This window comes from Paenibacillus plantiphilus, from assembly GCF_927798095.1.
In the GTDB taxonomy this organism is placed as follows: Bacteria; Bacillota; Bacilli; order Paenibacillales; family Paenibacillaceae; genus Paenibacillus_Z; species Paenibacillus_Z plantiphilus.
Map to the genome: position 1 here is coordinate 1 of NZ_CAKMMF010000076.1, position 1,260 is coordinate 1,260.

General features: G+C 48.8%; 1 pseudogene. It reads left to right on the top strand.

What is annotated here, in order from left to right:
* The first annotated feature begins 75 nt into the window (after positions 1 to 75).
* Positions 76 to 1,229, top strand: a pseudogene (locus L6H65_RS26395) (IS3 family transposase).
* Positions 1,230 to 1,260 lie beyond the last annotated feature (31 nt).

Genomic DNA, 1,260 nt, shown 5'->3' on the forward strand with positions numbered 1-1,260 from the left:
TTGTAGACTAGAAAGTAGACACGCTGTATCAGCGACCTGTTACAATAAAAACAAATGAAAAGGTCGAGGTGTGTCATGGGCGATATCCGTCAGCATTTTGATGAAGAGTTCAAGCGTCAAACCGTAAAGCATATGCAAGAGAGTGGGCAAACCCCAGCCGAAGTGTCCAGAGAGCTGGATATCCCCGTAAGCAGTATTCGAGCATGGAGGAAGCAGTTCGCCAACACCGGTGAAAAATCGCAACTGTTTGTGGATTACGAACGACTCCAGAAGCTCGAAGGGATGAATCGAGAACTTCAAGAGGAGAACGAGATCTTAAAAAAGGCGATGCACTTCTTCACGAAAAACCGAGACTGATTTACGCGTTTATCCGTAAATTCTGCTTCCAGTTTCGTGTTGAGAAGATGTGCACTGTAATGGGCGTTTCCCGAAGCGGTTACTACAAGTGGCTGAATCGAAAGCCGAGCGAACAGGAGAAGCTTCGCAAGAAACGAATGAAGCGAATCCAGCATCACTTCTATGCCTTCAAGCGACGTTACGGCAGCGATAAGATCGCAGTCAAATTGCGCGAAGATGGCGATACCGTCTCGACGAAAACCGTGGCGCGCCTGATGAAAAAGATGAATCTGCGCTCTTGCACGGTGAAGAAGTACAAAGCAACCACCAACTCCAAACATAACCAACCCGTTTATGACAATGTGCTAAATCGTGAATTTAACGTGCTCGCACCGAACAAGGTGTGGGTTGCAGATATTACGTACATTGGGACCTCTCAGGGCTGGGTGTACCTAGCGAGTGTGATGGACCTATACTCTCGCAAAATCGTCGGCTGGTCGCTTGGAGAGCGGATGACCAAAGAGCTGGTGCTGGAGGCGTTTGACCAGGCTTGTGAGCGTCAAAAGCCACCTCCAGGCTTAATTCACCATTCTGACCGGGGTTCCCAGTATGCCGCTAACGAATACCGAGAGCGGTTGACGAAGAATGAGATGATTGGCAGCATGAGTCGTAAGGGTAACTGCTACGACAACGCGTGTATCGAGTCCTTTCACAGCGTATTGAAGAAAGAGCTCGTGTACCAAACGAAGTTTCGCACCCGCAAGCAGGCCTATGATGCGATTTACCAGTACATTGAGTTCGACTACAACCGGATCCGCATCCATTCGACGATCGGTTATCTTACCCCGCATCAATGCGAGAAAAGGTACTACGAGCAACACCAGGGCGCTTAGTTTCTGTGTCTACTTTCTTGACAGAGGTACA